The organism is Rhizobium sp. BK176 (genome assembly GCF_024808055.1).
The window spans coordinates 1,436,258-1,463,230 of sequence record NZ_JANUBV010000001.1; the positions used below are offsets into that span (position 1 = coordinate 1,436,258).

Sequence of the window (26,973 nt, forward strand, 5' to 3'; positions counted from 1 at the left end):
GTCATCCGTCCCAAAAACCATGTTTTCCAGATCGTCTCTCCGTGAACCAGAAGCACACCAAAACAGGCAATCGCTCTCCCTCGTACCGCCCCACCGCCAGCGCGATACCGCCGGGTGATCGCTTCGGAATCATGCGCCGCGAACGGCGGATCGCCAGGTCGATCAGCGCCCCCGGCATGATCGGGATGATCACGATGTCGCCCGACGGACAGGTGCTCGATGTCGATGCGGCGATGCTGAGGATATTCTCTTACGGGAAGATCGAAGACATGGTCGGAAAGCACAGGTCGGCCTTCTGGAAACCGGCCGACTTCGATGCGCCTCGTGACGACGTCGACTATTGGAACCAGGTACTCGAAGGCGTGCCTGCCTGCTTCCAGCGTCGGTATGCAGATCAATCCGGCGAGTCGATATGGCTCGAAGTCACCGCGGTCCCGATTTTTGACAAGCATGGTGGCGTTGCCAAGGTCGCCTGCGTGGCACGTGACGTGACTGGTGAAACGGCCCGTGATGTCGAGCGGGAAGGGCATGTCGAGGCAATCCGGAAGGCTATGGCGGTCACTGAGTTCGCGCTCGACGGGACGATCATTGACGCCAACGACACCTTCCTGGCTATCTTTGGCTATGATCTCGACGACGTGAAGGGCAAGCATCACTCGATTTTCGTCGACGAGGAATTCGCTTCGTCGCGGGAATACTCTGTCTTCTGGACAAGCTTGCAGAACGGATTCCATCAGGTATCGCAGTTCAAGCGGCTCGGAAAAGACGGACGGGAAATCTGGCTGCAGGCCTCGTATAGCCCCATCTGCACTCCCACAGGTGAACCGTTCAAGATCGTCAAGTTCTCCACCGAAATCACCGCGCAGAAGATCAAGGATTCCGATCGGGAGAGTCAGATCGCCGCGATCCAGAAGTCGCTCGCTGTCGCCGAGTTTGATCTCGATGGCACAATCCTTGGTGCCAATGAGAACTTCCTGTCCGCATTTGCCTATGACCTCGAGGACGTCAAAGGTAAGCATCACTCGATGTTTGTCGGGGACGAGGTCGCGGGCAGTTCCGACTATCGGTCTTTCTGGAGCAGCCTGCGCGCCGGCCTCCACCAGTCCGCCCAATTTCTGCGGTACGGAAAGAACGGCAAGGAGGTCTGGATCGAGGCGACCTACAACCCGATCCTCGACCCGTCGGGCGTACCGTACAAGGTGGTCAAATTCGCTACCGACATAACGCAGCGTAAACATTTCGAGGAAGCACGCCAGTCCGAGGTCGAGTATGCGGCGTACCACGACGTTCTCACCGGACTGGTGAACCGGGCGGGGATGGAAGAGCGACTTGGGGAAATGTGCTCCCAGGCCACAATGGAGGCCGCTCTGGCGGTTATGCTTGTCGACCTCGACGGCTTCAAGTCCGTCAACGACACGTTCGGGCATGCCGCGGGCGACGCACTCCTGGTGCAGGTCGCTTCGAGGCTCTCGGAATCGTTGCGCGTGGACGACCTTCTGGTTCGGCTCGGAGGTGACGAATTCGCTGTCTGCCTCAAGACCGACGACGATCCGGATGTCGCTGTGAGATCGGCAGCGTCTCGCATCGTTGCGGAACTCCAACGCCCCTTCGAGCTCGGCGACATAACGGTTTCAATCGGCGCGTCCGTCGGCGTGGCCGTCACTCACGGTGGTGCCACTGTCAGCGACGTGCTCCGCGATGCCGACACCGCGCTTTACCACGTCAAGGAGAACGGCAAAAACGCCTACCGGATTTTCGACACGGTCCTTCTTGACGCAGTCACCATGCGTCGCCGGATCGAGAAGGAACTTTCGGCCGCGATCCGCAAGGGTCTGCTCGATGTGGCGTACCAGCCGGTGGTGGAGTTGAAGTCTGGTGAGGTGATCGGTGCAGAGGCGTTGTGCCATTGGCAGCATCCCGCTTTGGGCGATGTGCCGCCATCCACTTTCGTGCCCATCGCCGAGGAAACGGGACACATCGCGGAGCTTGGCATGCTGGTCGTTGACAAGGTCCTCGCGGACATGAGGTCTTGGCCGATCTCCCACGTCATTGCCGTCAACATCTCCCCTAAGCAACTCGAGGACGACCATTTCGTCGAAGAGGTCGCTAAGAGATTTGAGGCCGCTGGCATCGAACCGAACAGGGTGGAGTTCGAGGTAACGGAGACCGTCCTCCTCGACAGCAATCCCAAGATGCTGACCGTGCTCCACTCGCTCAAGGAACTCGGCTTCGGTACCGCCTTGGACGACTTCGGGACTGGCTACTCGTCGTTGAGCTACCTCAAGCTGTTTCCGTTTGATCGGGTCAAAATCGATCGGAGTTTCGTTGCTGACATCGCCTCGAACGAAACCTCAGCCCCAATCGTCACGGCGGTCACGCAACTGGCGCACGCCCTCAACATGAGGGTCACCGCCGAAGGTGTCGAGACGGCGGAGCAGATGGAGTTCGTGCGCGCCACTGGATGCGATGCCGCGCAGGGCTATTACTTCGGACGGCCGACGAAGAAGGAGTAGCCCCCACATTTGTAGATGTCCCGTCAATCGACCTTGACCGACAACGCAGCGTTTGGCGGCGCGATGGCTTCGTCGCGCCGCCTTCCGTAGATATTACTTCGCGTCGTTGACATCCGAGTAGTCCGCGTCGATGACGCCGTCACCAGGCTTGTCATCTCCTTCCGCCTGTTGCGCCGCATAGATCGCTTGGCCGAGCTTCATGGAGACTTCCACGAGTGCCTGGGTCTTCGCCTTGATGTCGTCACCGTCCAACTCGCTGGCTTCGACTGCGGTCTTCAGAACCCCAAGCGCGCGGGAAATCTCTGAGCGGTCTTCATCGCTGACCTTGTCCCCGTAATCCTTCAGCGATTTCTCCGTGGAGTGGATCAGGCTCTCGGCGTGGTTTTTTGCTTCGATCGCCTCGCGCCGCTTCTTGTCGTCGGCCGCATGCGTCTCTGCGTCCTTCACCATCTTCTCGATGTCTTCGTCCGAGAGACCACCGGACGACTGGATGCGGATTTGCTGTTCCTTGCCGGTTCCTTTGTCCTTGGCCGAGACCTGCACGATTCCGTTGGCGTCGATGTCGAAGGTGACTTCGATCTGCGGGACCCCACGCGGGGCAGGGGGCAGGCCAACGAGATCGAACTGGCCGAGCAGCTTGTTGTCGGCGGCCATCTCGCGCTCGCCCTGCGAAACGCGGATGGTGACGGCCTGCTGGTTGTCGTCGGCGGTCGAGAATGTCTGGCTCTTCTTCGTCGGGATCGTGGTATTGCGCTCGATGAGACGGGTGAAAACGCCACCGAGTGTTTCGATGCCGAGAGACAGCGGAGTAACGTCGAGAAGCAGAACGTCCTTGACGTCTCCCTGAAGGACGCCTCCCTGGATGGCCGCGCCGAGAGCGACGACTTCGTCCGGGTTTACGCCCTTGTGCGGCTCCTTGCCGAACAGCTGTTTGACGACTTCCTGAACTTTGGGCATGCGGCTCATGCCGCCGACGAGGACGACCTCATCGATGTCTCCGGCCACAAGTCCGGCATCCTTGAGGGCGGCCTTGCAGGGAGCGACGGTACGCTGGATCAAGTCGTCGACGAGGCTTTCCAGCTTGGCGCGGGTCAGCTTCAGCGTCAGGTGCTTCGGACCGGAAGCGTCGGCCGTGATGAACGGCAGGTTGATTTCAGTCTGGTGCGCCGAAGACAGCTCGATCTTTGCCTTTTCGGCTGCTTCCTTGAGGCGCTGAAGGGCAAGCTTGTCGTTCTTCAGATCGACGCCGTTGTCCCTTTTGAACTCTGCAACGAGGTATTCGACGAGACGCATGTCGAAATCCTCACCGCCGAGGAAGGTGTCGCCGTTGGTGGACTTCACCTCGAACAGTCCGTCGCCGATATCGAGGACCGAAATATCGAACGTCCCGCCGCCGAGATCGAAAACGGCGATGGTCTTGGCGGCGGTTTTGTCGAGACCGTAGGCGAGAGCGGCAGCGGTCGGCTCGTTGATGATGCGCAGCACTTCAAGACCGGCGATGCGGCCTGCATCCTTGGTCGCCTGGCGCTGTGCGTCGTTGAAGTACGCAGGCACGGTGATGACGGCCTTTTCGACCTTCTCGCCGAGATAGCTTTCGGCCGTCTCCTTCATTTTCTGAAGGACGAATGACGAAATCTGGGCTGGAGAGTAGCCCTTGCCGCTGGCCTTAACCCATGCGTCTCCATTGTCGCCCTTGGCGATTTCGTAGGGTACAAGTTCCTTGTCCTTGGTGACAGCGGGATCGTCGAACCGACGCCCGATCAGACGCTTCACCGCAAACAGCGTATTGGTTGGGTTGGTCACTGCCTGGCGTTTGGCAGGTTGCCCGACCAGGCGCTCGCCGTCGTCGGCGAACGCGATGATCGACGGGGTCGTGCGCGCGCCTTCTGCGTTTTCAATTACCTTGGCATCGCTTCCGTCCATGACGGCGACGCAGGAATTTGTTGTGCCAAGGTCAATTCCGATGATCTTGCTCATTCGATACTCCCATCCCGGTTGAGGTTTTGATTTCATTGACCGAAATAATTAAGGAAGACATCGATTGCAAGATCGCCTGCGGGGCTATTCGCGAATATAATGCGGGTCCACCTGCTCGCATGTCCGTGGTTCCGCGGCCACCTAATGCAAGACCTCAGTGTTGACAATTTTCGGCGACCGGAATATACCTGCGCTCGAGTGAGCAAAGGAGATCGCCATGTCCACCGTTCAGAGCAAGCAGGCCGTCTTCCAGACGTTCCAGGATCGTCAGTCGGTCCGCCGCAGCGAAATGCTGGCCGAGCGGGCTGCGGAGACCGGAGCTGCGATCCTAGACACGGAAGTCGAGACCCGGATGGAAATCGGCAAGGCCGTCGAATTCCTTCTCTCCGATGGCGACCGCGAAGATGCAGCCTCCCAGGCTTCCTGACGGTTCAAACTTGCGACAGCGTCGGCCATGCTTCCCCCTAGAGGGGATGTCATGGCCGAACTCAAATTCGTCACGTTCACACAGCTGTTCTGGGACACGCTCGAAAAGCACCGCAACCACGCGCGCTATCAGGACATGAGGGCGAAGATCGCCTACAGCGTTCAGCGAAAGCGTGAAAACCGCCAGTATTCAAACAACAACGACGCCGCCTTCGTGGGCAGCAACGCGACGCTCGCCGGCATCTGGCATTGCAAGCTTTCGGTCAATCCCGATGTCGTCATGTTTTACACGATGGGTGGCGATACTCTCAATCTGGCGATGGTTGGCTCCCACCACGACTACCCGTTTCAGGGGAAAGCTTCCGCGCGCGCCCCGGCCCTCGCCAAGAAGGTTCACGGCGCGATCGAGCGCGGCCACGTGCCGTCGCCGATGTGGCGCAGCATCCGTTGGTCCACGCCAGACGATATCCTCGCCAACCACGAGCTCGTGGAGACGACGATCGACGAGCTGGCGGCGATCATGGATGTCTTGGAACTCGAACTGTACGACGCCCCGATCTACAGGCAGGTTTTCGGTTCCGAGCTTATCGATCAGGATGAAACCGTGATCTCCGAGTGGCTCACCAAGACCGATGCCGCGCTCGAGGCGATCCGGCAGGCGCAGACGGCCGTGAGAGCGCTACAACGGTCGGCCGAACCTCGCAGGATCGAAAACTTCGGACTGATCGCCGCCCGTTGACCGTTTTCCATTGCGGCCAATGCCGATACGTTGATCCCATCAGAAAAGAGACCAGAGAAAATGACGACGCTTCCCTGCTACAATCTCGATCTAATCGAGGTCATTGACGAACTGTCACAGATTCCCGGCTACGACGCGAGTTACAAGCTGGAGTATCACGGCAGCTGGTCCGACTTCGAGTGCGACGCTTGGACGGCGATTTTCACCAAGAATGGCCAGTATTTCTTGTGCGACGGCGGCTACAGCCCGGAAGTCGGCGACGTGGCCGAGAAGCTGCTCTACGAACCAATTTCTTTGGAGAGGGCGCTCGAGGAAATCAACGAGATGGAAGAGGCCTGCGCCGAAATGGCCAGAAAGCACTTCCCGTCCAAGTCAAGTCGACCCCTGCGATAGAAAGTGGGTGCCGGAACGCCGTTGCCACGAGCGCGTTCCGGCATTGCCCGTCAATCAGGGCGTCATCTCCGCATTGAAGGCGTCGAGATAGGCGCGGTCTGTATATTGATCGGCATCGCATCGAGACACCGCTCGATCATCGCCTCTACCCTTTTGGTCTTCACGGTGAGAAGCGGATTGTAGAGGGGGTAGTCGCACTTCCTCCAGAGGTCGGCGATTTCCGGTAGCATCGACTGTAAAGAACCTCGATGCCCGAGGATGTCGTTACTGGCGAGAAGCTCGTCACGGATTGCGTCGAACGTCTCCCTGTCGTGTCCGTCGAACAATGCGCCCTTGCCCTCGTATATCGGGTGGAAATCCTGTTGCTCAGATCGGCGTGCGACCGCCGAGGCGACGGCGAAGCAAAGACGGTACAGTTCCTCGTCCTCTTCGTCGAAGTCGAACGGAGTGACGTCCTCCCCTCCCGTGTCCACCACGGGCATCTCGACCATTTGTCCTCTGATCCCACCCATATAGTCCACGGCATCGTCGAATTTCGACAGCGGAAACCGCTTGATATCGAGTCGCGTGTCGACACCCCTCGGGAGAAATTCGATATTCAGGCCTTCGGGTTTGACAGTCACGCAAGGCATGGTCGTCTCCATCCAGACTTCCCTACCGATACGAAGGAGCCGATCGGTCTCCATGTCCATCATGCTCGTGGCGTAGGCGAAGCTATCGGCGTCGATATCCTTCAACTGAGGCCGCACGCGGTCGAGAGTAATGAAATCGCGCGTGCTTCCGGGTACGTGGATGGCGTCGTGCCAATGGATGACCGGCCAAATCCTGTCGTTTCTTTTGGTGACGATGCCGAGGACCTGCGCAAGCCAGGCGTTGCGTGAACGGATATTGTAGCCGCCTGGATGCCAGCCGTTGGAGCTGTCTCCTTTAGCGCCGTCGCCGATGGCGATGTGTCCACGGGATTTGTTGAGCTCGCCGATGTAACACTTGTTGAACATGTCAGGCGCGAGTTCGAGCTTGCGATAAAACTTGCCGCCGTATGACCGTATCGGAGGCAACGTCGCTCCAGCTGGGCGTTCGTGAGATGCACCCTCCGTTATCGTTCCGAGGGCGACCCCCGTCTCCTGCACGGAGACTTCGAGGATTTCGGCCCTAACGACATGATGGACATCGACGAACTTGGTCGCTCGGGATGAACGGTCGCCCTTGATCGTTGACTTGAACATCATCGGGTAACGGATATCGAGCTTCATGGCGGTCCCTGGTGTTTCTCCCGATTATGCATCCGGAGACGCAACCTTGAAATCATTTCCAACAAGCTGGGCCAGTACAAGCTGCGGCGAGGCCGAGTGCTAGGTCTCGTGACAGTGGCCGATAACGCGCATTATCAGCCATTGAAACTCTCGGAGCCACCTGGCACCGGACCGCAAACAGACATCACCCGTCATACGATACGCTTGCCAAATAACGGCGTGGCTCAGCTCGGTCTCGGCGTCCGCGCCTGACCTTCGCTTTCGACAAACGCTCGACCATCTGACAGGTCGGCATCCGATCTGGAAGAATGCATTTGAAGCATCCTAGCCGCGATACGGTCTTCTTCCTGTGCCTTGACGTCGCGTAGGATGGATTTGCGGAGATTGGCAAAGTGGCCTGAAGTGGCATCCATACCCATCTCAATGGTGACGCTGTCCACGTCGATAATCTGCTTCATGTCGGCTCGAACCGAGGCGATATCCGCCTTCGTCTCATCAAACTCATCCTTCCGCAGGGGATGGGAAATGGCTTCTTTCGCCAATATCATTTCGCACAGCTGTAGTTCCTCGTCTATTTGGCTTAGATCGACGGTAATCGCCTGATTTACCGGCGCGAACGATGAAGGCCGTCCTCCTACGATGTCTATAAATTTGCTATGAGGGAACAATGCAGTGGGGTTGATGCCCACCGATTTCCTGCTCCGATACGTTTTGGATATCAAGGCGACGAGCCGATGGGGGATTTCAACATCCAGCGAGGCCGCTTTCACCACGTCTATGGTGTCTTTGACATCTTGCTTCAGCTTTTCAGGCGATGTCGCAGAAGCTTGTTCAAATGCCTTTTTGGCACTGAACGATGGAGCACTCAGATCACTGAGCCATCGAGCCTTGGCGTCCACTACCCGGAGGCCCTCACGCTTTTCTGGAGAGGAACCTGCCGAACGTTTGAACTGTTCTGAAAACTTTTGGGAGATCGTGGCTTTGATATGAAGGGGCGATTTCGCAGCATAATCGTAGAGCCTTTTGATGGCTCTCTCGCCTGCCAACTCAAAACTTTCCTTGTGTTGGTTGAGAGCATTCCTCTCGAGCGGATTTTCGACATCGTCGCCAAGGCCCGATATTCCGTTTTGGGCTTGATGTCGGAGTATCCCAAACGAGACCTTTCCGACGAGAATGGAAATCTCATTGGTAAACGACGAGGAGGCGTCGTCGGCCGCTTTCTGGTATTCGTTTACGATGAGGTCGTGCATCTTGACCGCATCAGCTGGGCTAAAGGCATCTTTCTTCAGCGCATCGCGGATATTCACTATTTCCGACCACAGGTCCATCCCCGCGTCCAAGAAGGCCTTTACCCCTGACGGGTCGACGACCAATGTGCCAGCGACTTTTCCGATTTTAGCGGCGCTGGATTTTATCTTTGCGTCGCTTAAATCAGGGGCTTGTTGACCTTGAATAGCTGATATTCGCGCTCGGGAATTCGAGAAAACCTGTTGCGGGTCGGGCGTACCCAGACGTGAACTCAATCTGAACTCGGCATCTATGATGTCTTTGTATTCGGCATCTGAAAGCGGTGTTTTGTCGAGCGCCCTCCGGCTGTCGGCCTTGGCATTACTGCGCATTTCCTTCGCGATCGCCAGGTTGGTCGACGCGATGGACATCGTATCGAGCATCTCCATCAAGCGCTTCTCGACGGCATCGAAATCCAGGTTTGTCCTGAAGGAACCCGGTTTGGCATCGACGTTATAGGTTTCGTCTTTTGGCATGCAAATCTCCCTGTCGCCGCAGGTTAGGACGGAGGTCTGCATCAGAGAAGAGCGGTATGCAGTCCTCCGCCTCTGGATCATCGTGTGTGGCTGAAACCCGATTGCCGGCCACAGGAGCTGGCAGACGGCGGATGGAGCAGACAACGGGCATGCGGATTACGGTTGAGGAAGGGGCGATCCCACGGCAGGCTTTGATGGCGTCCCCACTGTTGGACATGCGATTTTTGTAGAATGCGCGCCACGGCGTGATGCTCGGTCATCGACGGGTATAGCGCCATGACCAAGCATCACATCGAAGAGATCGCCGACTACATCACCTCGCTGGACGACGATCCAGAGGTCACCGTTCTGCTGTCTTATTCAGTAGGCCGGGTCCTTATGAACACCCATCGTGCTGAACGAAACTGGCGGGCGGCCGCTCGTCAGGTCGACATGGATCACATCGTGGATTGGCTCCGCGCCGCGGTCGCAACCAGAAGCGAATGGTTGGGCAACGTCGACGAACGGGGTCGCCCCAAGAAGCTTCTGAAATTCTCCGATCTTGGAGCCATGATCGCCGAAGCCGACAAGCATATGCGCATCCAGTCTCAGCGCTCCGCGGCCGTCCTTGAAGAGGGTCAGGAGGATTTCGTGGCGGCGCTTGCCAACGGGTTCTCTGTCGTTCGGCTTCTGACCCCCGAATCTCTCGACCGAGAATCTAGCTATATGCAGCATTGCATAGGCAATGGCGGCTACGACGCGAGGATTGCCTCCGGCAAATACGAATATCTCTCTCTCCGGGATGCCACAGGGAAACCCCATGCGACGATCGAAGTCGCAAAGGAAGCCAAGAGAGTGCTCCAGGTCGCTGGCAAGCAGAACGACCGCCCGCTGCCCAAGTACCTCAGGCTATTGGGTCCTCTGTGCCAGCAATGGAACGAGGCAGGGATAAGCTTCGATGGTGTGATGGGGAGCGAGTGGATAGTCGACCACGAGGGGACGCTCCATCACATTAGCGCTTTGCCATCAAAGCTGGTGGTTCAAGGAAGCTTGGACATCGAATGGAGAGACTGCCTCAAGCTACCCGATGACTTGACGGTCCTCGGAGGTCTCACGGTGCGGTGGCATCCACTCCTGGAGTTGCCAACCAAACTCGAGGTTCGCGGGAGCCTTACGTTCAAGGACGACTGGGGGCAGTTCCTCGACCAGGAAGGAGATGCGCCCGATGAATGGTACGAGGAGGTCCTCGCCAAGCAGCGGGAGTTGGCGACGTTCCCAAGCAGCCTTGTAGTAGGCGGCGACCTGTCTGTCGCGAATTGCAGGATCAACGCGGACATCGAACATCTAACGGTAGGCGGCACATTCCATCTGGAGGGCGTCCGCGGAACCGTTGCGATCTCGCGCCTCAAGGCATGGCAATTCGAACTGGTCGAAATGGATTGGACGTCCTTCCCGGACGAAATGGAGGTGAACGGCCTGACGGTGTCGGGATGTCCAAATCTCACTAGCCTCGGAAATCTCGATGGTGTCGAACGGCTCTCCATCGCCGACATGTCGACCGAAGTAGTTCCTCAGAACGGCACATTCAAAGAGCTGCATCTGAGCGGCATGCCCGCACTATGCAGTATGCAAGGGATCACCATTACCCATGCTCTGACACTGCACGGCACGGGGATCACAGAATTGCCGGCCGGCCTGACCTTGGATGGTCCTCTCGAGATACACGGCACGCCGATAAAGACGTTCCCTCCTGGTGTCTCTGTTGGACGCCTCGAGATGAGCAAAACGGAACTCTCCAGGTTCCCGGCCGATATGGAGGTCGCAACCGACATTACGCTATGGGAGGGTTCCATCAGGTCGCTGGATGGCCTGCTTCATGTCAAAGGCGACTTGCAAATGACCTATGCTCCTGTCAGGGAATTGCCTTCCGGCCTGAAAGTTGATGGGAACCTCCGGGCGGACAAGTCGTCGTTGGAAAAGATCGGACGTGGAATCTCCGTTGGAGGCCGTTTGGACCTCCGCGAAACACGTATCGCGGAGGTTCCGGACGACATCAAGGTAGGTGCCGGCATGGATATGAGGGAGTCTCGCCTCAGGTGGCTTCCCGACAATCTCAATGTCGGCGGAACTCTCAACGTTTCGTCCACGCCGATTCTTGAGATTCCCATCGGTTTACGGGTCACTGACCTATATATTCAGGACACCGATATCGTCGAATTGCCAGCGGGATTGGAGGTGAATTGCCTGTATGCCGAGGGTTCGTGCCTATACGAGATTTCCGACGATGTCACGGTAAGGCATGCCTTCCTTTCGCATCGGGATGACGAAATTTATAGGCGCACACTTCGCCGCGAAACGGTCCGTTCCTGGCCAGAGTTGCTACGCACCACGGCAGAAGAATCCAGTTTCCCCGGCGCTGACGGGCGAACTCCAGTCCTCAAATTCGGCTGAAGCGGTATTTCGACATTAGTGGCTTTGTTGTCGCACGCGGTTAGGCACGGTGAATTGGTGTCCATATAACAGGACACCAACAATGCATCTAGGCGCTGACGATACCCCTGTTTCGCCAATTCAGGAAAAGGAAAGCATCGGCCACCTCATTGGCCAGTTCCTGACAAATCCCAAGTTGCGATCTGCGGCCCTTTTCGTTGCGATCTGGGTGCTTTGCTTGGCACTGGCCAACGCAGTGGCTCTCCAATACGTGATCCAGTTTCTTCTGACCGATATGGAGCCGAATTCGCTGATTTGGTCGACCGCCATCGTGGTGGTTGGATGTTGCGCCTTCGCTGGCGCGATGGTGTTTTTTCCCTCCGCACGCCGCTCGGTACACGGCGACGTTCATTCGTTGGGGCTGACGGCGTTTTCGGCAGTGGCGTGGATTAACATGGTCTGGGGTGGATTTGAGGGTGTGACGACGCCTCTGGCACCGATCGCCTTGAATACGGCGCTCTACGTCGTTGCGGCGACAATTCTCTGCTGCTTCGCCTAAGCCTTCACTGCGCCCGGCAAGATCGAGACGCGCTGGCGAGCAGCAGCACTCAACAGCGTGTTCTATAGCGGAGTTGCAGGATGGATGCTGGTGCTGATCTTCGCAGTTTTCGGCGCTTTCCTCACTGACATGGTCCCGGCAGTGGTCGAGAGCTCGACGCCCGCTTCGTATCGCGCAGTCACGGCGGATGAAATGAAAACTTTGCTCACTTGTCAGGTCGGTGAAACCCATCTGGTTGTCTGCCGCCTTCCTTAGTGGCGTCAGGGTACTCGTCAGCCGTGTCTTGCGAGCGGACAAAGTAACGGCCGATAACTGCCCTTATCGGCCACCACTGGGTTCTGCCTTGTCTTTCACCACGATCGTTTGGCGGACCACATACTCCGGTGCAAAACAGTCGGCACTATTATCGCCGCATGCACCCAACCCTGTCATGGTCAAAAGGTAAACGCCGGGAACTGTGTATGTGTGAACCCGCTGAGCGCTAACGCAGCTCTCAACAGGCTTTCCGGACTTCAGAACATCTTTGCCATCGCCCCAGTCGACCTCCAATCCGTTGTTTCCCGGGCCAAAGGTATTGAATGCATCCAATTTGATGCATCTCGCGATGCGATCCGTAAAATAGGTGTCTCCGACGATCTCGACTGTAACCGGGGCATATTCCCCGCTGATCTTCGTCTGGATTTGTGGCGGGTATACGTATCCGCGAAACATCCACGCCAGAATCGCAAGGCAAATCAATATCAACGTCCCACGTTGTTCCTTGTCCTCCATTTCTCTCAACCTCGACATAGATACACGGGATTATGGGGACATTGCACATGAAAGGCAGTCCCGCCGGCAATGCGGGTTGTTTTGACGGCCCGTAACGCATCTGAAAAGGTGCCACATTAGTGCGGCTGTAGATGTCCACATCAGTCAATCAATGTCCGCATAATGTCCGCATAATGCTACCAAATTCCCTATTTGCTGGGGCTGTAAGGAATTTTCCCTCCCTTTTAATGTCCACATAATGTCCAGATCAACGATCGATTTTGAAATCCGTTGACAAAGATGACGTCTTCGTTAAGTTGTCTTCAGGTCGCCGGAACCGTGGCAGCTTCCGCCATCTTGGCATGCTAAACACCGGCCTGATTTCTCGATCCCGATCCTTCTCTCGGGGACGAAGAGGCTAGTGGAAGCACCTCGTAATGTCCCGATCCAGAGGTAGGATAATGTCTTCTATTTTTCTCAATCACGCCGACGTCAGGAATCTGCTTTCAGGGCTGGGAAAGTCTCGTCCGTTGGACCGGACGTTGATGAGCGGGATTTCCTTCGTCGCGAAGTCTTTGAACATGCGCGACAACGACTTGATCAACGGCATCTGGAAGGGAGTACCTCGGAGCGAAGTCGGGGTTCACGTTTCCAAGGAAGCGTTCTTCAAGTTGGTCGATGTCGTTCAGAAAAACGACATGGCGGCGATGAAAAATACTCAGCGCCTCGCCATGATCGCCGAATCCCTTTCGTGGAAGCCGGATGCGTTGATGAACCATCTCAAGAAAACAACCGGTCACTTGGGTTCCAACGCCTCCTTGGCTAGGCCGAAACTGGGCGCGCCAATGAACCTGGAAAGGCTTGGAATTCTTCCTTCTGAAAAATGGCGGACGCTTGCGCGAATGCCCAAGGGGATCAACATCGCCGCAGGCGGAACCGGCAGTGGCAAGTCGACCACGATGCAGGTCACAGTCGGCGAGTTGTTCGGAGACTATGCGAGTGGCCCCGTGAGGCTCATCGTGCCCGATCAGGGTGCGTTAAGGCCTCTGCGGGTGGAGTTGGATGAACTCCACCCTGCCGTGAAACCTGTGGTTTTGTTTAGCGACGAATTGCGGGACCGATCCCAATTCGACTTTGCGGTAGAAGCAGCCAAGATCGCCCCGGTGTTCATCACCGCATGGGGAGACTCCGCCGTAACTGCCTACAAGCGCGTTGTCGAAAAGATCGGCCCGGAGGCGAAATCGCTGGTCAACGGCGTTCTCTGGCAGACCTTGGTGCCTCAGAAATGCGATCAGTGCGGGGCGTTTCGACCGGAGTGCCAGTGCAAAAGGAAGTTCACGAGATTCGTCGTCAGCGAATGCGTGACGGCGGCCGAACTCGAGGAGCGGATCGCGATGAACTTGCCAAGCGGACTGCTCCTCGAGGTTTCTCAGCTTGTAATCGAAGGTAAAATGCGTCGGGAAGATGCAGAAAGAGATTTCGGATCGATCTTTTCCGACCCCGCATGCCTCATCAGGTCCGCCAGCCTCCCGAAGGCTGGAACAGCGACAGCCCAAAGCAATCTCTGAACGTCAGGAACACCCGTTGTGGCCGATATTTGACGATTTCGGCCACAACGGGTGTTATGAGGTATGCATTCATCTGCATATGCGGTTGGATGCATACCCGTCGGTGTTCAGTTCTGTGCCTCTTCGCGGTGCGCCACTTTCAAATGGGTGCGGTGGCGGTTCAAGTTATCCTTATCGAGAAGGGCATCGATATTGCTTCCGTCTTCGAAAGTGATGTCGACGTTATGCTTTCCCTCGAACAGGCGGCAGATCGCGTGCAGATTACAGGCGGCAAAATAATAATCTTCGTCCGCATGCTCCGAATTTGGATTGTTCCAGACCCACGGATTGCTCGGCATTAGCCTGTAAAAATAGAACTCGATAACGTCGCCGCCGTAGCCGTTTTCGCCCTGCATGGCGCTATGGAGTTCGTCCCATAGGTCGAGAAGCTGGGATGTCGAAACGCTGAGAATATGCATGGATAAACCTTGAGTAGTGTTCGGTATCTCTCTATCGAAGGCGAGGCAGCTCGCCATGTCAATCGAATCTGGTTGCCCTGTTGCCGTTTTTCAGCGGACAATGGAGTCATTAAACATAGACCCCATTCCATGAACGATGACCACGAAGTCGCGCGCCTGACCGCGAGCACAATCAAGACCGCCATCGGTCCGACCATCATCCTCGGTTCCGGTAATTACTTCGACTATCTCGATCCCGACGGAAGCGAGATCACCCTTGAAGACGTGGCCTACGGCCTTGGCTACGAAGGGCGCTTCGCTGGGCAGTGCTATAGCCGCATCCTGAAGCGCCGTGCATTGTATTCATCCGCGCAGCATAGCGTCCTCATGAGCTATGCCGTCGATGACGGCCTCGAAATGGAAGCTCTTATGCACGAGGCGGGAGAGGCAGTTTGCGGTGACATGACTGGGCCGCTCAAATCCCTTTCGCCGGACTATAAAGCCATCGAGAAGAACTGCGAACGCTCGATCCTGTCGAAATTCGGCCTTGAGATGAAACACAAGGTCGAGATCAAGCTTGCAGATGTCAGGATGCTCGTGACCGAGCGTCGAGACCTCACTGCCTGGAACGGCGAAGACTGGGGCGTCGACCAAGGTGACGGCATCGCTCCTTTCGATTTTGAGGTCATTCCCTGGTCCCCCGATGATTCAGCGTTGGCCTTCATTGACCGATACAGGGAGCTGACAGAACCCGTCTTTCGCTCTGAACTCCTGCAACGGCTTTGCGCCGAAGCTGGCATCTTTCGTTTTCCGCCCTTTGAGAGTGGCCGATGAAATTTGACGCGCAGTTTCTGACGCAGTACCGCGGTAACACCAAGCAAAGTGCAAAGGTCACCGACCGTTTTGGATGGACCGCTGTCGAGGTTGAGATCGAAGACCGGATGGCCGACGAATTTCGTCCTGTCCTCAGCAAGTCGGCCGGTGGCTACAGTGGGACCGTCTATCATGATGGAATGAATTACTGGATCGAGGCTGACAGTACCAATCTCTCCCATCATGGCCACGTGGGAAGTATGGGCGGCTTCACGGCTTACTGGCCACACAAGGAGATCAAGGACCTCCACAACTTTCAGGGCCGGGAGCAGCGGAGGTTTTTCTGGAATACGTTTGGAATCCGGTTCTTCGACCGTCCTCCTGCTGGCCATTACTACACGCTGGTTCCGTCCAACCTAAAAAACTACCGCCCAGGAACGAAGGTTGAGTGGGACGAAACGGCGTTCATCGGCAACAGGTACGCCCAGTACCTCGGCGAGAACACCGTCAACGTCGACGGTGTGATCCTGTGTCGTATCGAGCGGCCGTGCTTCACCGGCCGGTGGCGCGCCATCACCGTTTTCACCCCGTTCGGTGGCTATGGCGATCCGGTTCTGGACTACGCAGCACTCCAGAAAATGAGCCTTGACCCCAAGTACATGAGCACCGGCAATTGGAAATGGGAAATCTCGTCCGAAGAACTGTATGAACTCGACCGGAACGACGTCGATCCCATCGCGAGATCAGCGCGCGCGGTGTTCATGGACCTGTTTCGTCAGAAGTCGTGGCTTTCGCAACAGGAAACCATTACCAAGTCCAAGGCCGCCAAGAAGGTCTCCCGCCTTCACGACGTCTGGAAATCGAACGGACCTTCGCTTGACGAGGATCACCTTGACGATGTCGTCGAGGTCTTGCTGACAATTGCGGAAGAGGGAAGGGTTCGGTCCATTCTCGAAAGCTGGGTCGATCGTCCCATCGGCCTATAGCGCGAAATCTTCTATTTCGGCGCTGGCCGTTGCCGGAATGCGTCGACTTCTGTATCCCTTGGTGGAAATAGGCAGGTGGAGACCCCGATGAAGTTCGATCCGACGATTTTCAGCAACGACGATCCGTGGTTCATCGGTGAAACGAAGCTGTCTTACCTGATCCTGAATTTTGACCAGTGCTACCCTGGTCGGTCCATCCTCGTCCCGAAAGCCGAGGCTTCCGACATGGAAAGCCTTGACCCAGACGACGTCGGCCCGCTGATGTTGGAGGTCGCGCAGATCGGCCGCCACATCAAAAGCGAATTCAAGGCCGACCGGATGAACTACGCGACTCTTGGCAACGTCGTCGCCCAGCTCCATTGGCATATCATTCCGAGATACGCGGGCGACCCGAACTGGGGCGCTCCTCCTTGGCCTGTCCGCGATCCACGCACGCCTTCCGACGACGAACGGCGGTCGACGGTCGAGCGGATAAGAAAAGGGCTTATGGCGCTGCGGTAGCCGGCGCTGACGCTTACTCTCCTCGATCACCATAAAAAGCATAAAAAGAGGTATTCGCGAAAATCCCCGCTCAATGGAAACCGAACGGGGATTTTCTCTTGTCATCAGATGTCCCAGCCGAGTTCATCCAGGCATCGACCGCAGTCCATCATCAGGCGCTTCTTGCCGTAGATTTCCAGATCGTATGGGTCGTAGCTGAGCGTAGTCGTCGCCGCCCCATGGTTCCTGCAAACGAATATTTGCGCTCCCGGCCTACCGAGGACGATATTCTTGATGTTCGCTGGCGACACCACATAGCGATCGTCGCCTATAGGCTGGCCGACTTCGGCCTTTGTCAGTACCTTCGAGAAGTTCGGTCCCCGAATTTTGACATGACTTCTGCCTACGACGTACTCGTACGTTGTACCATTCACTTCGATTTTGCGATAACTCATCGCTGTCTCCTGTAGCATTGTTGAAAACCGTTCGATCAAGCGTGATCGTTCAGTTGAAGACGGTCGATGCCGTCTCGGCTACGAGAAGCGGGATATGGATAGGGTAATTAAAAGCGCATCTTCTGGTACCAAGTCCGTTCGTGTGGGTTCCGATCTCAAAAGACAGACGCCGATCAAGATTTCACCCAGTTGTACCGGGTGTCTCTCTCGTGTTCAAGCCGGCCACACGTCCGGAAAGACGAACTCCGGCATCGGCGGCCTCTGATTGGCGACTCGCGGAAGGTTCTCGAAGTCTGACTCGATGTAGCCGATGACATCCACGTGTCCATCTCTCCTGATGGAGACGATGTTAATGCCCTTCAACCGCATTCCTTCAAATGCGAGGTCGACGGCTTCCTTTCGGGTGTCGAGGTACACTTCCTTGCCGTCAAAATTGCCTTCTCTGCGTTCATGCCCCGTGGACGGCCTATGGACACGGTGAGTTCCATTCCTCTCCCTCGATATCGAGATGTATACACCCATCTCAAGGTCACCGAGCCTGGTCCTATCACAAATCCCGAGCGTGTCTGTTAGGGTGTCCTCGTTCAGGTCCCAGATCAGCTTCCGATCCAGAAAGCTCTGGAGCATTTTCTTTCCGGTTTCCCAGTCGAAGCCGGCACGCTCGGCGGCGTATTGGAAAGGGACTGCGCAACCCAGGTGTTGGGGCGGAATTTCCGCCATAAGCCTGCGCTCGTCATCGTTCAGTGGCATTCGGTACTATTCCATGGGATATCATACGATTTTCACGTCGACGGCCGTCGGCCGCAATGCGTCCTGTCAGTGGCCGATAAGGCTGGTTATCGGCCACTGACAGGTATGACGTCATCACGCGCCCTTTTTGCTTTTGGCATGAAGGATATCGAATACCTTTTTGGCTCGCGCCGGGCCGATACCCGGGACGGCGCTTAAATCCGCTACGCTCGCGTTGGCGAATTCCGCAATCGACCCGAAATGATCGTGGAGGACTTTAGCCAGATTGGCGGATATGCCTCCAAAGCTGGCCAATGCGTATCTGGCTTCCTCGACGAGGTCGTCCTTGGGCTTCGATCCGTGCAAGTTGATTTCATAGCCAAGGCCTTGCGTCATGTGTTTGACGAAGGTTACCAGCGTGTAGGCAGAATGTTCCAACGATAGCGTCGGAATGATCGATATCCCGAGCGTCGATAGATGGCTGAGCGTTCCCGTTATGGATTCCAGACTGATGTTTCCTTGCTGATAGACATTGCCTTCGAGCATGAGAACTCCGCGCAAGCCCGCCTCCGCCAACCTGTCAGCCTGGGTGAAAAGTCTCCGCTCGAGTATCGACGCCACGAGGTCCGCGCCAGTCTTGCGCTCGATGATCGCTTTTCCGGGGATCAGGAAGTCACCGGTTTCCAGTGAGGCGATCTCAACCTTCAGGTGTCGCACGTTCCGTAAACGATCGACGAATTCCGCCGGTTCACGGTCGTCGACGATGATCGTGGCCTCGCTTTTGAGGGGATGCGTCATCGCGTTCGGGTCAAGCTTGAGCGCGTCATTATCCGTCCACGATTTCGCTGACGGTATGCCACTCCGCCTGCTGGCGGCCATTTTCCCCTCGGCGCGGCCTCGACCGCTTTTCGGCATCGAATCGGCTGCGGCCAAGAGATCGGCCCAGTTGCCGGTCCGGCATTCCGTGATGTTCTCCACGATCTCGATCAGTTCGGCTTCCGACATCCCTGACGGGTCGCCATCGAAACCGCCTCTCAGCCCTGTCCCACGTGGTTCTATCCATGCCTGTCCCTCCATGGGGAGGTTCTTCACGTAAATCCGGACCCTGTTTCCTACCTTCGCGCGCCAGACGTTGATCGTTGGGTTCGCCATTTTTGTCCCTTGTCTATGTCGGTTGCAGATTAGTATCGAACGTTGTCGAAACGTCAACGCTGTCCCGATGATCAGCAGTTGGTAAAGGGACCCGGTGTCCGCCCTACCAACGTGTCGCTTGCGCAACGCTTCCTGGGTTGCATCTCACTAGTACATGCCGCCGGTCCCGAGTGAAAACACGAAGCCGACGTGCCAGGTCCGATACTTCTACGAGGACGGTACGGCTGTATTCCTGCGCCATAGCCGTGGGCCGGCGCAGGGATATTTCTGGGATGCGTGTGGAGAGGATATGCACGAGCTCGCCCTTATTGCCATCAGCAATTCGCCGGCTCCGCCACGCGTAGGTGTCGTCATCCCCACTCACTTCGACTGAGCTAGGCCTCTGCTTTTCTTGGAACGACGCGTCACACTCGCGATGCACGCCAATGCTGCACGCAGCGTCTTCCGCGCCGGCGGCTCTATAACCATTGCAAAGATGATTGAAATAGCAATCGACAGGCCGACAGCGATGCTCATGTGAATCCACGGGGTGACGACCTCCAGCAATGAAGGATATCTGTAACCAAATCGGTCCAGATACATCCTGCCGCCATGACCGACATCGGTATGGATCAGGTAGAGTGGGTAACTGGCCAGTCCAAGAACATTACAAGCCTTGGCGAATGCCTTGGCCTCGAGCTCCACCTTCGAACTGGCATAGACGGCGGCTACGATCAACGGGCCGATGAACGGAACGAAACGCTGGTCGACCGTGAATCCGAACGCCTTTTGCATATAGACGAAATAGGCGATGTTAGCGTTGTAAAAGCAAATCCAGGACATGATCAGAACAAGTGGAGTGACGGCTGTTTGTCGTCGGCGGACCACCTGATAAAGTGTCATGCCAGCGCAAAAATGGCCCGCGAAACCCGTGATGAAGACCTTCGCCAGCAGTTCGCTCTGTATCGCAAATTGGTTCAGCATGGAGATCGTGAGCCATGCGATCATGATCGTGCTGAGGTGGCGTTTCCAAACGCCGAGAACGATGAACGCGAATACCCAGATGTAGAACGTGACCTCGATCGTGAGCGTCCAGTATACAGAAAGACGAGGTTCGTAGCCGAAGACGGACGGCAGGAACGTGAGACCAACGAGCCAGTTCACGAACATCTGGAGTTTGTCTGGGGATACTGCCGCCCAGACAGTCGTTCCCACGAGCAAACAAAAAACGCAGGGAACAGGCGCATAAACCTGGCTCTCGCGAACTCTGCCCCTGTCCGCCCTTCTGTGGAAATGGCAATTACCAGGCCGCTAATGACGAAGAACACGTCGACCCCCAACCATCCGATGGAAAACAACCCGACGGCCGGAACCCCGGGGTATATGCCCTCCTTCGAACCTGCATATAGGAAATGGTAGAGGAGGACGCCGAGAGCGGCGACGAACCTCAACATGTCGAGGACTGGCAGCCTCTTCGCAACACCACTCGTGTCCATTAATTCTTCCTTGGTCTTAGCTTCAGGTATTGGACACGACGATGAACATGTCGGTCAACGCGAATTAAATCCTGGCATGGAGGTCGACAACTTGCTTGGTGCGGGGCGCGGGACCTATCATTCCATGAGTTCGAAAAGGAACGCAGCATGGAATTGGAAGGCTTCGTCAGCAAGGCAGGAACGACCCCCGAGGGCGAGCGGCTTGTCGAGTATCATCTGGAACGCAAGGGCAAGGGCAGGGGCAAACGCCTCAAGCTTCGCGTCAACAAGGACGGCAACCTGATCGTCGAATTCATCGAGGGCGAGACAGTCCCCGGCGTTGTCCTCGGCGAGCGGGTGACAAGCCCGATCCACACCGAGGAACTCGAAAAGCGCCTCCTGTTCGCGATGGCGTCGCTGCATTTCGACGCGACGTGGCTCGACGACGGTCACTCGGTCATCGATCTTGAGATGATCAAGCGCGGTTACGACGTCGGCAAACTCAAGTCGGGCGAGCTTATCTGGTATCGCCGTGAACACGGCACGACCCTCGTCGTCAAGCGCGAGGAATCCGACCAACTTCCGTCGTCGTTCTCCGATCCGACGCGTCTTGTCGTGGTCGGCCTCACAGGCAAAGAACTCGTAGTCAAGGCGATGGACTACCGATCTCTTGTTCTGTTCATGGAGTCAAACGCTCACTACGAGTTCTATCAGCCTCACCATGACATCCACATTCCCGGTGTCTATTCTCCTGACATCATCACGGTCCACTAAGCGACAGTTAAGCAAGCATTAAATTCAAGAACTCGCGCTTGCACAGCCCCAAGGTTCGGGGCTAGCCTTTTTTAAAAGACGCCAAGTCATAAAAAGGGCTCTCCGTGCAAACAAAATCCTCCGTTTCGCCCTTGGGGCAACTCGCTGACATCGCCGTCCTCACGTCGCTCTGTCTGCTTCAGTTCGCCTTCGTTTTCGGTATGCCTTGGCTCGACAACGGCCTTTGGCCGCAGACGGAGGGGCCAAGCGCCGCCATTCATCTGTTCTCCGCGGTCCTTGCTCTTTTCACCGGACTTCAAGTCGCTTTCAAGGACCCCAAGTACATCAAGGCTCTCTCGTCGCCCGTCGTCTTGGCGCTGCTCGCCTTCGCGGTCTTCTCGGCCGTCCTCGCCCCTTTCACCCCGGAGCCTGTCCGTAGCATCCAGGGAACCCTGAAACATGGTGTCGGTGTCCTTTGGCAGTTCGAAATGGGTCTTGCCGTCCTCGCAGCCTCCGCCATCTGGCAAACCACAGTCATGCGCCGCATCGCTCTCGTCGCCGCCACCCTTGCCGCACTCGCGATCATCGCCCTTTACGCCATTCCCGGGCAGCCTCTTGGTGTGCCATTGGGGTTTCAGGAGTGGGTCGGCGTCGTGACGCTCGCGGTCGCTGGCTTGCTTGTGACAGGCCCACGCGTTTCTCGTATCGGCGTTGCACCGCTCAAGATCGCGGTCGCCGGCGTTGTCTGCGGGGCGGGCTTCCTTGTCTCGGAAAACAGGACCATCCTCCTCGCCCTTGCCGCTCTCACCGTCCTCCACGCCGTCGATGCGATCCCGTTCCTGCGTGGGTTGGTCCGTGTCCCGGTTCTCAGGGCGGCAACGGTTGTTGTCGTGGCCATCGCCTCGACGACGGCGGTGTACTTCGCCGGCCCGATCATCGAGGCCCGCTCAGTTGCCGCAGTGAAACCCGGCGATTTCCCGTCGGTTGCCTCCACGGCTCCCGTCGACAAGGCGCTGATCCAGGACGGTGCGCTCGGCACGATCTGGTCGCGCTCCTACATGGTCCGCATTCTCGTCGACGACATGCTCGAAAACCCTGTCACGGCGCTCGTCGGCAACGGGTTCGGGTCGTTCTCGACGGCCTACGAACACCATGCCCGTGACGTGCCAGGTCGCTTTTTCGCTCAGCCGACGCCGACGGCCTCGACCACTTTCTGGGACGTCCACACCTCCGCGAACTTCCACTCCCACAACATGCTTGCCGAAACGGTGGCGTCCGTCGGTGTCATCGGTGCGATCCTCTGGCTCGGGACCTTCGCCGCCATGGCATGGGCATCGAGGGCAGGCCTCGCGGTGGCGCTGGGCATCATCGTTGTCGGGAGCTTCTGGTTCCCGATCAACCACATGCTGGGTGCTCTCGCGCTGTTGACCGCCGCCACCGTGGTTCCTCGCCAGCCCAGCGCGAAGGCGGAAACCCTTCTCTCTGGTGTCGGACCACTCGTTGCCATCCTCGGCGCTGCCCTTCTCGGATACGTCGGCGTAGCGGCAACGGTCCTCGGCATTGTCGAGCGCAGCGAGCGCGGCTTCCCGGCGGTTCAGGTCAACACGGACGCGAACACCTGCGGCTTCATCAGGACTCAGTTCTTCCCGGAGCAGGAAATCGTCATCGACCTCTATTCGGTTTTGAAAAACCGCGTCTCGCAATCGGATAACCCTCCCCGTGAGTTGTTCGACCGCAGCACGAACGTCATCTCGATCAACTGCATGCTTCGTCGCTATTTCGATCGGGACGGCAGTATAAGGGCGCTCACGGCATCCCTCTCAGGGCGCACGTCACTAATCGCTCTAGGTCCAGCGAGCTATGGCTCTCTTCGTACCGAGATCATCAAGTGGGGGGACGACATCGACCGCCTTCTCACCATCCTTCCTGAGCGTACGGAATTCCTGCCACCGTATATCGCCATCCTCAGCGGTCGCGCCCATCAAAAGGCGATCATGGAAATTGATCGGTTCGTTCCGCGATTGAAGGACACCGACCCAGTCAAGCATTACCTGCTGTCCCAGCGCGCAAAGCTGTTCGGTGACGATGAGCAATACCGCGTCCACTACGCTCGAGCGCTCGATCTCGGCTTCGCGAACCTGTGGCCGGTCTCCGAGGAGGAGGTCAAGCGGGTGCGGGGCAAGTGACGATGGCAGAGGCACACGAACCGCCATTCGTCACGGTCGTCATACCTGTCCTCAACGAGGAGCGATTCATCGTTCCGTTGCTGGAGAGCCTCGGCTGCCTCGGCGGCAACAGGTGTCTGCCTTGGCCGCACGAGGTGATCGTCGCGGACGGCGGAAGTACCGACCGAACCTTGGACATCCTGGCAGGGATCAGCACGGAGACGGGCATCCGGGTGATCGACAACCGCGCCCGCATCCAGTCTGCGGGCGTGAACCTCGCCGCAAGCGAGGCGAATCCGGCGTCGAGATACCTTATTCGGATCGATGCCCACGCGATCTATGACAAGGGCTTCGTCGAACGAGTCGCGAGGGCGCTGATGGAAACGGCTGCCGCATCGGTTGTCGTTCCGCTGATCACAAGGCCTCACGACGATGCCAAAGGCTTCGTGTGGGCCGTCACGGTCGCGCAGCGATCCGTACTCGGCAACGGCGGCTCCGCACACAGAATGGAGTCGACCCCGGCCAAATGGGTCGACCACGGCCACCATGCCGGCTTCGATCTCGACTTCTTCCGTTCAATAGGAGGATATGACGAAAGCTTCGCGACAAACGAAGACGCCGAATATGACGTCAGGGTGGCGGAAGCCGGAGGGAAAATCTGGTTCGAGCCCGCTTGCACCGTCTGGTATTCTCCCCGGGAAAGCGCATCTTCCCTTGGCCGCCAATATTTCCGCTATGGCATCGGGCGGGCATCGACCCTTTTCAAGCACCGTCTCGCCCCGAAGCCGCGGCAGATGTTTCCGGTCGCCGCATTGGGCGCGAATGCCGTCGCGGTGCTCGGATCGATTTTCTGGACTCCGCTGCTGATCGTGCCAGCGGCCTACCTTGTTGCGTGCCTTGTCGGTTCCGATCGAGCAAGAAAGGCTTCCGGGATCGCGAACGACGGCTTTGTCGCAGTGAAAGCGGCGGCGGCGCTCGTGATCATGCATATGTCGTGGGCTGTCGGCTTCGTCTACGGATCGTGGAAGGCACACCGCCAACGGATGCTGTGAGCAGAGGAACAATAGTTCGGCAAACCTCGGCGATGTCACTTGCCAATGGCGCACGTCATGGCATCATTTTTGATGTCTTTATTTTTTAACGATGAGAGAAGTCACTGAAATGGACTTGTCGAAAGACTTCGATGTCCTGCGGACACTTGTGAGGCGAGAGTTCAGGATACGCTACAAGGATTCGTTCCTCGGGGTGCTTTGGGTTTTCGGCGCGCCGCTGCTGATGATTGCCACTTACAGCTTCTTCATGTTCGGTATCGTCCGAAACCTCGGAAGCGGCCTCCAGAGTTTCGCTGGATTGGCTGGTCTTTGGGTTTGCCTTGGCCTGTGGCAATGGCTGAACGAAAGCACGAACCGAGCAGGGTCTACCTTTCACGACAACGCCGCGATGGTGAAGAGGACTCCGCTGAAGCTGGTTCTCCTTCCTCTTGCCAACGTTATCGTCTCCTCCGTCGGTTTCGTTCTGCCGCTGGCGATTTCGTGCGCCCTGATGGTATCTATCGGCGTCGATCCCAGTTCGTTCGCGCGTCTTGGCCTCGGGGTCGTTTCGATCCTCCCGTGGTTCATCGGTCTTGCGCTCTTCGCTTCCGTCCTCGGGACGTTCCTGCGCGACGCCAAGTACGCGATGCCGCTGTGTTTCAACGTCGGACTGTTCGTGTCGCCCATCCTCTATTCGAGCGAACAGGCTCCTGGTCCGCTGAAGCCGCTGATGTACCTCAATCCGCTTGGCTACCATTTCGAATACCTCAAAGCCGCGATTTCCGGCCGTGAGGGAGATGTGCCAGGTCTTGCGGTTGCGACCCTCGCCGGCCTTGTTTTCATGATCGCCAGCGCGCGTCTGTTCGCCGCTCGAAGCGGGGAGTTCGCCGATGTCGTCTAACAACATTGCAATTCGATGCCAGGGCCTGACGAAGGAATTCAAGAACCTCGCCAGCCCGGTGACGCAGCTTCTGAGTGTCTTCGGAGTCGCCCCAGAACGGATCGTCCGCAGAAAAAAGGTGCTTCGAGGGTTGGACTTCGAGATATCCAAGGGCGAGAAGGTCGGCATCCTCGGTGTCAACGGAGCCGGGAAATCCACGCTGCTGCAGATCATGGCAGGGATGTCGCAACCGACGTCAGGCGTTCTGGAAATGAACGGATCGATTGGGTCCATCCTCGAACTCGGTGCGGGGTTTCATTCGGAACTGACCGGACGCCAGAACGCGGAGACACTGCTTCTGCTAAACGGCACGCCGCGAAGCGAACTGAGCCTGCGTATCGACGACGTCATCGAGTTCTCGGGCCTCGGCGACGACATCGACGTGAAGACGAGGACCTATTCGAGCGGAATGCTCGTCCGCCTGGCCTTTGCGGTGGCCACAAGCGGGACACCTGACATCTTCATCGTCGACGAGGCCCTCGCGGTCGGGGACAGCGCCTTCCAGCAGAAATGCTACCAGCACCTTCAGGGTGCGCTTTCCGCTTCGACGCTGGTCCTCATCAGCCATGACATGGTCGCCGTTTCGGCGCTCTGCACCCGCGCGATCATCCTCGACGGTGGCAAGGTCGTATTCGACGGCAATCCCCATGAGGCGATGCCGATCTACAACCGCATCGCCCACGGAGCGCATGCCCCTAAGATCGCCGCTGACGACGTTGTCCCGATGGACATCAAGAGCGGGCAGGGCCGCATCGATATCACGTCTGTCAGGACCACCGTCAACGGCAACCCTGCTTCGGTGATTACGACCGGTGACGTTCTGGAAGTCGACCTCGAGCTTTTCAATCGCGGCGAACGTATCGACGCCGTCACGGGGATCGCGCTCGGAGACCTTCGCGGCCAGAGGATTTTCGGGCAGAACACGGCCAACGGCCCGCCGATCAGCCTGCCGCCAGGGTCGAGCCGCGTTGTCATGCGCGTGCCGTGGCCGCGGGTCGCGTCCGGTTCTTATTATCTGACTCCCGGCGTTTCCTCGGCAACGAACGGCCTCCTCGTGATCGAATGCTGGGCCAACAACGTCATAGAGATCAGGGGTGTTCTCGAAGAGCCGTCGCATGGGCTATTCAACGTTCCTCTCGAGTACGAATTCATCGAGGGTCAGCCGCACGCCGTATGATCGGTAGCGTCGCTCTCCAGACAATTGCGACGGACCGATACAAAAAAGGCC

At 57.4% G+C, this 26,973-nt stretch carries 23 protein-coding genes and 1 pseudogene; 15 read left to right on the plus strand and 9 right to left on the minus strand.

Annotation, left to right across the window (positions count from 1 at the left end; translation table 11 throughout):
- The first annotated feature begins 41 nt into the window (after positions 1-41).
- The gene (locus FHT76_RS07860; RefSeq protein ID WP_259185247.1) at positions 42-2,513 is read left to right on the plus strand and encodes a bifunctional diguanylate cyclase/phosphodiesterase; all 2,472 of its coding nucleotides are present in this window, start codon (positions 42-44) and stop codon (positions 2,511-2,513) included.
- Positions 2,514-2,606: 93 nt separating this feature from the next.
- Here FHT76_RS07860 and dnaK read toward each other — a convergent pair whose 3' ends face one another.
- Positions 2,607-4,490, minus strand: coding sequence for a molecular chaperone DnaK (gene dnaK, locus FHT76_RS07865; protein WP_259185248.1), 1,884 nt, complete (start codon positions 4,488-4,490; stop codon positions 2,607-2,609).
- A gap of 217 nt (positions 4,491-4,707) precedes the next feature.
- On the opposite strand from dnaK, the gene FHT76_RS07870 reads away from it, so the two are divergent.
- From FHT76_RS07870 to FHT76_RS07880, 3 genes are read left to right on the plus strand one after another with little or no spacing between them, the layout of a single operon-like run.
- Positions 4,708-4,917 (plus strand): hypothetical protein, encoded by a 210-nt coding sequence (locus FHT76_RS07870; RefSeq protein ID WP_259185249.1) that lies wholly within the window; start codon positions 4,708-4,710, stop codon positions 4,915-4,917.
- Positions 4,918-4,968: 51 nt separating this feature from the next.
- A complete protein-coding gene (locus FHT76_RS07875; protein WP_259185250.1) occupies positions 4,969-5,655 on the plus strand; it encodes a hypothetical protein in 687 nt (228 codons plus the stop codon).
- Positions 5,656-5,715: 60 nt separating this feature from the next.
- Positions 5,716-6,048 (plus strand): hypothetical protein, encoded by a 333-nt coding sequence (locus FHT76_RS07880; protein ID WP_259185251.1) that lies wholly within the window; start codon positions 5,716-5,718, stop codon positions 6,046-6,048.
- 62 nt (positions 6,049-6,110) lie between these two features.
- Here the strand turns inward: FHT76_RS07880 and FHT76_RS07885 are convergent, their stop codons facing one another.
- Positions 6,111-7,301 carry a hypothetical protein gene (locus FHT76_RS07885; RefSeq protein ID WP_259185252.1) on the minus strand — a complete coding sequence of 397 codons (1,191 nt, stop codon included), beginning with the start codon at positions 7,299-7,301 and terminating at the stop codon, positions 6,111-6,113.
- Positions 7,302-7,525: 224 nt separating this feature from the next.
- Positions 7,526-9,064 (minus strand): hypothetical protein, encoded by a 1,539-nt coding sequence (locus tag FHT76_RS07890; protein ID WP_259185253.1) that lies wholly within the window; start codon positions 9,062-9,064, stop codon positions 7,526-7,528.
- 276 nt (positions 9,065-9,340) lie between these two features.
- Here FHT76_RS07890 and FHT76_RS07895 point away from each other — a divergent pair, with 276 nt between their 5' ends.
- Positions 9,341-11,494 (plus strand): PcfJ domain-containing protein, encoded by a 2,154-nt coding sequence (locus tag FHT76_RS07895; RefSeq protein ID WP_259185254.1) that lies wholly within the window; start codon positions 9,341-9,343, stop codon positions 11,492-11,494.
- Between the two features lie 82 nt (positions 11,495-11,576).
- Positions 11,577-12,032, plus strand: coding sequence for a hypothetical protein (locus tag FHT76_RS07900; protein ID WP_259185255.1), 456 nt, complete (start codon positions 11,577-11,579; stop codon positions 12,030-12,032).
- Positions 12,033-12,350: 318 nt separating this feature from the next.
- On the opposite strand, the gene FHT76_RS07905 is transcribed toward FHT76_RS07900, so the two are convergent.
- Complete coding sequence (locus tag FHT76_RS07905; protein WP_259185256.1) at positions 12,351-12,803, minus strand: hypothetical protein; 453 nt, start codon at positions 12,801-12,803, stop codon at positions 12,351-12,353.
- A gap of 440 nt (positions 12,804-13,243) precedes the next feature.
- On the opposite strand from FHT76_RS07905, the gene FHT76_RS07910 reads away from it, so the two are divergent.
- Entirely contained in the window at positions 13,244-14,350 is a 1,107-nt protein-coding gene (locus tag FHT76_RS07910) for a hypothetical protein (RefSeq protein ID WP_259185257.1), read from the plus strand.
- A gap of 107 nt (positions 14,351-14,457) precedes the next feature.
- Here FHT76_RS07910 and FHT76_RS07915 read toward each other — a convergent pair whose 3' ends face one another.
- Positions 14,458-14,808 (minus strand): hypothetical protein, encoded by a 351-nt coding sequence (locus tag FHT76_RS07915; protein ID WP_259185258.1) that lies wholly within the window; start codon positions 14,806-14,808, stop codon positions 14,458-14,460.
- Positions 14,809-14,937: 129 nt separating this feature from the next.
- Between FHT76_RS07915 and FHT76_RS07920 the strand changes: the two genes are divergently transcribed.
- From FHT76_RS07920 to FHT76_RS07930, 3 genes are all read left to right on the plus strand, one after another.
- Complete coding sequence (locus FHT76_RS07920) at positions 14,938-15,621, plus strand: hypothetical protein (protein ID WP_259185259.1); 684 nt, start codon at positions 14,938-14,940, stop codon at positions 15,619-15,621.
- Entirely contained in the window at positions 15,618-16,586 is a 969-nt protein-coding gene (locus tag FHT76_RS07925; RefSeq protein WP_259185260.1) for a hypothetical protein, read from the plus strand. The genes FHT76_RS07920 and FHT76_RS07925 overlap by 4 nt, the downstream gene beginning before the upstream one ends.
- A gap of 87 nt (positions 16,587-16,673) precedes the next feature.
- A complete protein-coding gene (locus FHT76_RS07930; protein ID WP_259185261.1) occupies positions 16,674-17,087 on the plus strand; it encodes an HIT family protein in 414 nt (137 codons plus the stop codon).
- Positions 17,088-17,191: 104 nt separating this feature from the next.
- Here the strand turns inward: FHT76_RS07930 and FHT76_RS07935 are convergent, their stop codons facing one another.
- The 4 genes and pseudogenes from FHT76_RS07935 to FHT76_RS07950 form a co-directional block, all read right to left on the minus strand.
- Positions 17,192-17,521: a hypothetical protein gene (locus FHT76_RS07935; RefSeq protein ID WP_259185262.1), complete on the minus strand. Its 330-nt coding sequence runs from the start codon at positions 17,519-17,521 to the stop codon at positions 17,192-17,194.
- Positions 17,522-17,734: 213 nt separating this feature from the next.
- Positions 17,735-18,271, minus strand: a complete 537-nt coding sequence (locus FHT76_RS07940; protein ID WP_259185263.1) for a hypothetical protein — start codon at positions 18,269-18,271, stop codon at positions 17,735-17,737.
- A 114-nt stretch (positions 18,272-18,385) separates the two neighbouring features.
- Entirely contained in the window at positions 18,386-19,402 is a 1,017-nt protein-coding gene (locus tag FHT76_RS07945) for an ERCC4 domain-containing protein (protein ID WP_259185264.1), read from the minus strand.
- A gap of 360 nt (positions 19,403-19,762) precedes the next feature.
- Positions 19,763-20,877, minus strand: a pseudogene (locus FHT76_RS07950) (acyltransferase family protein).
- A gap of 147 nt (positions 20,878-21,024) precedes the next feature.
- Here FHT76_RS07950 and FHT76_RS07960 point away from each other — a divergent pair.
- The 5 genes from FHT76_RS07960 to FHT76_RS07980 all read left to right on the plus strand — a co-directional run bounded on the left by FHT76_RS07960 (position 21,025) and on the right by FHT76_RS07980 (position 26,922).
- The gene (locus FHT76_RS07960) at positions 21,025-21,630 is read left to right on the plus strand and encodes a hypothetical protein (protein WP_259185268.1); all 606 of its coding nucleotides are present in this window, start codon (positions 21,025-21,027) and stop codon (positions 21,628-21,630) included.
- Positions 21,631-21,734: 104 nt separating this feature from the next.
- Complete coding sequence (locus FHT76_RS07965) at positions 21,735-23,795, plus strand: hypothetical protein (RefSeq protein ID WP_259185270.1); 2,061 nt, start codon at positions 21,735-21,737, stop codon at positions 23,793-23,795.
- A 2-nt stretch (positions 23,796-23,797) separates the two neighbouring features.
- Positions 23,798-24,826, plus strand: a complete 1,029-nt coding sequence (locus FHT76_RS07970; RefSeq protein WP_259185272.1) for a glycosyltransferase family 2 protein — start codon at positions 23,798-23,800, stop codon at positions 24,824-24,826.
- Positions 24,827-24,935: 109 nt separating this feature from the next.
- The gene (locus FHT76_RS07975) at positions 24,936-25,706 is read left to right on the plus strand and encodes an ABC transporter permease (RefSeq protein ID WP_259185273.1); all 771 of its coding nucleotides are present in this window, start codon (positions 24,936-24,938) and stop codon (positions 25,704-25,706) included.
- Positions 25,696-26,922 carry an ABC transporter ATP-binding protein gene (locus tag FHT76_RS07980; protein WP_259185274.1) on the plus strand — a complete coding sequence of 409 codons (1,227 nt, stop codon included), beginning with the start codon at positions 25,696-25,698 and terminating at the stop codon, positions 26,920-26,922. The genes FHT76_RS07975 and FHT76_RS07980 overlap by 11 nt, the downstream gene beginning before the upstream one ends.
- The last annotated feature ends 51 nt before the right edge of the window (positions 26,923-26,973 follow it).

Excerpts from the sequence above, each read along its gene's own strand:
- dnaK (WP_259185248.1), bottom strand. The coding sequence starts at position 4,490 with ATGAGCAAGATCATCGGAATTGACCTTGGCACAACAAATTCCTGCGTC.
- FHT76_RS07870 (WP_259185249.1), top strand. The coding sequence starts at position 4,708 with ATGTCCACCGTTCAGAGCAAGCAGGCCGTCTTCCAGACGTTCCAGGAT.
- FHT76_RS07875 (WP_259185250.1), top strand. The coding sequence starts at position 4,969 with ATGGCCGAACTCAAATTCGTCACGTTCACACAGCTGTTCTGGGACACG.
- FHT76_RS07880 (WP_259185251.1), top strand. The coding sequence starts at position 5,716 with ATGACGACGCTTCCCTGCTACAATCTCGATCTAATCGAGGTCATTGAC.
- FHT76_RS07885 (WP_259185252.1), bottom strand. The coding sequence starts at position 7,301 with ATGAAGCTCGATATCCGTTACCCGATGATGTTCAAGTCAACGATCAAG.
- FHT76_RS07890 (WP_259185253.1), bottom strand. The coding sequence starts at position 9,064 with ATGCCAAAAGACGAAACCTATAACGTCGATGCCAAACCGGGTTCCTTC.
- FHT76_RS07895 (WP_259185254.1), top strand. The coding sequence starts at position 9,341 with ATGACCAAGCATCACATCGAAGAGATCGCCGACTACATCACCTCGCTG.
- FHT76_RS07900 (WP_259185255.1), top strand. The coding sequence starts at position 11,577 with ATGCATCTAGGCGCTGACGATACCCCTGTTTCGCCAATTCAGGAAAAG.
- FHT76_RS07905 (WP_259185256.1), bottom strand. The coding sequence starts at position 12,803 with ATGGAGGACAAGGAACAACGTGGGACGTTGATATTGATTTGCCTTGCG.
- FHT76_RS07910 (WP_259185257.1), top strand. The coding sequence starts at position 13,244 with ATGTCTTCTATTTTTCTCAATCACGCCGACGTCAGGAATCTGCTTTCA.
- FHT76_RS07915 (WP_259185258.1), bottom strand. The coding sequence starts at position 14,808 with ATGCATATTCTCAGCGTTTCGACATCCCAGCTTCTCGACCTATGGGAC.
- FHT76_RS07920 (WP_259185259.1), top strand. The coding sequence starts at position 14,938 with ATGAACGATGACCACGAAGTCGCGCGCCTGACCGCGAGCACAATCAAG.
- FHT76_RS07925 (WP_259185260.1), top strand. The coding sequence starts at position 15,618 with ATGAAATTTGACGCGCAGTTTCTGACGCAGTACCGCGGTAACACCAAG.
- FHT76_RS07930 (WP_259185261.1), top strand. The coding sequence starts at position 16,674 with ATGAAGTTCGATCCGACGATTTTCAGCAACGACGATCCGTGGTTCATC.
- FHT76_RS07935 (WP_259185262.1), bottom strand. The coding sequence starts at position 17,521 with ATGAGTTATCGCAAAATCGAAGTGAATGGTACAACGTACGAGTACGTC.
- FHT76_RS07940 (WP_259185263.1), bottom strand. The coding sequence starts at position 18,271 with ATGCCACTGAACGATGACGAGCGCAGGCTTATGGCGGAAATTCCGCCC.
- FHT76_RS07945 (WP_259185264.1), bottom strand. The coding sequence starts at position 19,402 with ATGGCGAACCCAACGATCAACGTCTGGCGCGCGAAGGTAGGAAACAGG.
- FHT76_RS07960 (WP_259185268.1), top strand. The coding sequence starts at position 21,025 with ATGGAATTGGAAGGCTTCGTCAGCAAGGCAGGAACGACCCCCGAGGGC.
- FHT76_RS07970 (WP_259185272.1), top strand. The coding sequence starts at position 23,798 with ATGGCAGAGGCACACGAACCGCCATTCGTCACGGTCGTCATACCTGTC.
- FHT76_RS07975 (WP_259185273.1), top strand. The coding sequence starts at position 24,936 with ATGGACTTGTCGAAAGACTTCGATGTCCTGCGGACACTTGTGAGGCGA.
- FHT76_RS07980 (WP_259185274.1), top strand. The coding sequence starts at position 25,696 with ATGTCGTCTAACAACATTGCAATTCGATGCCAGGGCCTGACGAAGGAA.